A 3,396-nucleotide genomic window follows, 5' to 3' on the forward strand; every position below is an offset into this window, starting at 1 on the left:
GTCCTTTTCGCATTGCTTTTTATAAATAGCAAAAAACCCACCACGAGCGCTAGCGCTCGTGGTGGGTAATGAATGAAAGTATGAGTGGGAGGCGGCGAATCAGATTTCCCAGAGGCTCGCGCACTCCAGTACTGACCGAAACGCAGACAGGCTTAACTACCGTGTTCGGGATGGGTACGGGTGTGGCCCTGTCGCTCTGGCCGCCTTAACGTCAACTCACGGAATCGAACCGTGACTGTGGATACCAATCGTTGATGGTTCGGACAACCGTATGTAGTGTATGTGCAATCCAGTTTGCGCCTGGACTCACACGCGTGTGCGTGTGAATTCCAATATGCGGTATGATTGTGTGGCATTGACCTGTTAGTGCTCGCGGACTGAACGCCTCGTTGCCTCGGCGCGTACATCCCGAGTCTATCGAACTCGTCTTTTACGAGTGGTCTCAGGTGGTATCTCTTTTCCAGGTGGGTTTCGAGCTTAGATGCGTTCAGCTCTTACCCCGTGGTGCGTGGCTGCCCAGCACGCGCTCTTTCGAACGACTGGTACACCAGTGGCACCCATTCGTAGTTCCTCTCGTACTATACGAACGTTCCCGTCAGATACCGTAACACCCCCAATAGATAGCAGCCGACCTGTCTCACGACGGTCTAAACCCAGCTCACGACCTCCTTTAATAGGCGAACAACCTCACCCTTGCCCGATTCTGCACGGGCAGGATGGAGGGAACCGACATCGAGGTAGCAAGCCACCGGGTCGATATGTGCTCTTGCCGGTGACGACTCTGTTATCCCTAAGGTAGCTTTTCTGTCATCAATGGCCCGCATCAAGCAGGCTCATTGGTTCGCTAGACCACGCTTTCGCGTCAGCGTCCCTCGTTGTGTAGGACACTGTCAGACTTCCTTATGCTCTTGCGCTCTTCTCCGAGTCTCCGACTCGGGTGAGGAAATCTTGGGGCGCGCTCGATATCTTTTCGAGCGCGTACCGCCCCAGTCAAACTGCCTGGCTACCGGTGTCCTCCGCCAGGAGTGAGAGTCACAGTCACTACCGGGTAGTATTTCACTAATGCCTCGGCGGCCCGCTAGCGCGGGTGCCTGTGTAATGGCTCCTACCTATGCTGCACAGTAGCGACCGTGTCTCAGCGACAGCCTGCAGTAAAGCTCTATAGGGTCTTCGCTTCCCCTTGGGGGTCTCCAGACTCCGCACTGGAACGTACAGTTCACCGGGCCCAACGTTGGGACAGTGACGCTCTCATTGATCCATTCATGCAAGCCGCTACTGAAGCGGCAAGGTACTACGCTACCTTAAGAGGGTCATAGTTACCCCCGCCGTTAACGGGTCCTTCGTCCCATTGTACTGGGTGTTCAGATACCCGCACTGGGCAGGATTCAGTGACCGTACGAGTCCTTGCGGATTTGCGGTCACCTATGTTGTTACTAGACAGTTGGAGCGTCCGAGTCACTGCGGCCTGCCTTTATACAAGGCAGGCATCCCTTATCGCGAACTTACGGGACTAACTTGCCGAATTCCCTAACGTCGGTTGATCCCGACAGACCTTGGCTTTCACCGCCAGAGTACCTGTGTCGGATCTCGGTACGATTAACACACTCACCTTTTCACGGGCCCCGGGTACCATCGACTTGCGCTATCTCAACATTCACCCGCTTCCTGCCATTACGGCTTCCACGGATTTTGATGATTCGACCGGGCGAAAGCCCGGTTCGATGTTTCCTGAGGCGTCGGCTTTGAATGGTGTTAGCACTGGAATATTAACCAGTTTCCCTGTTGTCTCACTCGAATTGCGATGAGACTTAGGATCGGCTAACCCTCAGCTGATAAGCATTGCTGAGGAACCCTTACTCGTTAGGTCGTCGGGGTTCACACCCGACTAACGCTGCTACTATGGCCAGGATTTTCTATACTGAACGGTCCATACGAATTCTCACCCGTACTTCCACCCATTCAGAATGCCAACCTACTGGATCACTCGATCAAGAGTGCCGCTAGGTCTCGGTGATGCACTTGAGCCCCGATCATTTTCGGCGCCGCAAACCTCGGCCGGTAAGCTGTTACGCTATTCTTAGAGGGTAGCTGCTTCTAAGCTCACCTCCCGGCTGTTTAGGGCTTGCGACCACCTTCAATCGCACTTAGCGCATACTTGGGGACCTTAACCCAGCTCTGGGTTGTCTCCCTCACGGTACACAGGCTTACCCCGCGCACCGGATTCCCCGCGTCAACAACGTCCGTAAGTTTGGAGTTTGACAGGGAGGCCGACTCCTCTCGGAGGCGGCGTTCCCAATCGGTCGCTCTACCTCACGGACTATCTCTACGGAGGTCATGCTTCGACATGTGTCGGTTGGAACCAGCTGTTGCCGGATTCGATGGGCCTTTCACCCCTACACATAGGTCACGAGAGGGTATTGTAGGACACCAACTCTAGCAGGCCTCCACGTGGCTTTCGCCACGCTTCGCCTTGCCCATGCGTAGATCATCCGGTTTCGGGTCGTACCCCAATGACTCCCCGCCCTTGAAGACGGTGACCCTCGCGCAAAGCGCTGCGGTCGTATTGGTTTCCCTGTGCCTGCCCCGATACTCGGGTTAGGCTCGCCATTATGGTACACTCCCTGGCTCGTTTTTCAAAACGTACGACAAGACATCGGCTCCCAACAGTTCCTACTGGGGGTTTGCACCCGGTTCGTTTTCTGTTGGGCCTTGTATGCCCTGTCGCTCCATCGCCACTTGATTTCAGGCCCTATTTCACCTCTCTTTTCGAGGTGCTTTTCAGCGTTCGCTCACGCTACTTGTTCGCTATCGGTCTCAAGACGTATTGAGTCTTCGCGGTCGATGCCCGCGAGATTCACAAGGGATTTCCGACCCCTGCTACTCGGGAACTGACGCACAGCGTACTGGACTATCGTACGGGATTGTCACCCTGTTTCATGCTCCGTTCCAGAAGACTTCTGATAGTTGTTCGGCTGATGAATGTCAGTCCATACACCACATTGCCCGTGTGGGCTTCGGTTTGGACTGTATCGAGTTCACTCGCCGTTACTAACGATATCGCGTTTGCTTTCTTTTCCTGCCGATACTGAGATGTTTCAGTTCTCGGCGTTCCCCATTGCGCGAAGCAATTGCGGTGGGGATTCCCATTCGGAAACCTGCAGTTCTTAGTCTTCGTGCGACTCCCTGCAGCTTTTCGCAGCTTGACACGTCCTTTGTCGGCGCTTGAGCCGAGCCATTCACCAAGTGGCACAGTAGCCACGTAATAATAATTGGATTGGATTCACTGTAATAACTCACACGTGTGTGAGTCCAGTGGACGCCTGGATTGCACGTACATACGGTTGTCATCGCACGACACAGTGGTCGCTGAGTGCGTGCGTCGAACCCTTCCCAACC

The 3,396-nt window shown here is 54.6% G+C and carries 2 rRNA genes; both read right to left on the reverse strand.

Annotated features, from left to right (window positions below):
• Window positions 1-86 precede the first annotated feature (86 nt).
• Window positions 87-208, reverse strand: a 5S ribosomal RNA gene (gene rrf, locus HL45_RS15325).
• Window positions 209-344: 136 nt separating this feature from the next.
• Window positions 345-3,264, reverse strand: a 23S ribosomal RNA gene (locus HL45_RS15330).
• Window positions 3,265-3,396 lie beyond the last annotated feature (132 nt).

The sequence above is a fragment of the Haladaptatus cibarius D43 genome (assembly GCF_000710615.1).
GTDB classification, from domain to species: Archaea; Halobacteriota; Halobacteria; order Halobacteriales; family Haladaptataceae; genus Haladaptatus; species Haladaptatus cibarius.